Source organism: Frateuria defendens (genome assembly GCF_001182895.1).
In the GTDB taxonomy this organism is placed as follows: domain Bacteria; phylum Pseudomonadota; class Gammaproteobacteria; order Xanthomonadales; family Rhodanobacteraceae; genus Frateuria_B; species Frateuria_B defendens.
Genome location: NZ_LFQR01000209.1, coordinates 1 through 947 on the forward strand (window position 1 = coordinate 1; position 947 = coordinate 947).

General features: G+C 65.7%; 1 protein-coding gene. It reads right to left on the bottom strand.

Features of this window, described 5'->3' with window-relative positions:
• Nucleotides 1-230: 230 nt before the first annotated feature.
• A partial coding sequence (locus ACH65_RS17925; protein ID WP_049624004.1) for a c-type cytochrome occupies nucleotides 231-947 on the bottom strand: 717 nt, incomplete at its 5' end.

Here is a 947-nt window from a genome sequence, read left to right on the forward strand (position 1 = left end):
CTGACCGCGCGCGGTCAGCTCACCAATGTCCCCGACTAGCGCTGCTACTCATCAATCGCCGACGGCACCATCGTCGGCAGCCCCGGCTGCCAATACGGCCAACTTCGTACCCGCGTACCGTGATGGCCAGCACCGAGCTGGCGGCTATCGAGCGCGCAGGCAGCAGGCCGCTGATTCCGGTGCGCCGACCGCCCCAGCCAATAATCGGATGCGGCCGGCGGCGTTAACCATCAACGCATCTGCAGGACGATGACCTCGCTGCTCGCAGGATTCGTCCGTTCGCGAAGGTTCTTCACGTCCTCCGGCTTCACCGTACCCCCCCTGTTGCCCCAGGACGTCCGCACGAAAGTCAGCACGTCCGCGATCTCCTGATCGGAAAGCTGATTCCGGTAGGAGGGCATGCGATAGGCGTCCGGGATGCCACTGGCGACCACCCGTCCCGACCCGTTCAAGGTCGCGTTGATGCTGGAAGCATTCTCCTTCGCCATGGACGACGCGCTCCCGGCCAGAGGCGGTATCCATTGTCCCTGCCCGCGCCCGTCCGGCCCATGGCAGGCGCTGCACCGGGCCATGAAGGTCTGCGTACCGGGAAGCTTCGATCGCTCGCCCATGGCCAGGGCGCCGCCCGACGTCTCCTCGTATTTCCACGGCGCGCCATCCCTGCCGGGATCGCCAGGCAGCGATTTGAGATAGCGCGCGACCGCCTTCAGGTCGTCGTCCGCCATGAACTGCGTCGAGTTGTTGTAGGCGTCGGTCATCGAACCGAAGACGACGGCGTGCCGGTTGCGTCCGCTCTTGAGGAACTGATAGATGTCCGCCTCGCTCCACCGGCCGAGCCCCGTATTCCCGTCGCCGCGAAGGCTGGGCGCATACCAGCCGTCGAGCAAGGCGCCGGATAGATAGAGCGGGCTGGTTTCGTCGAGCGCCTTCTCGTTCATCGCCCATCC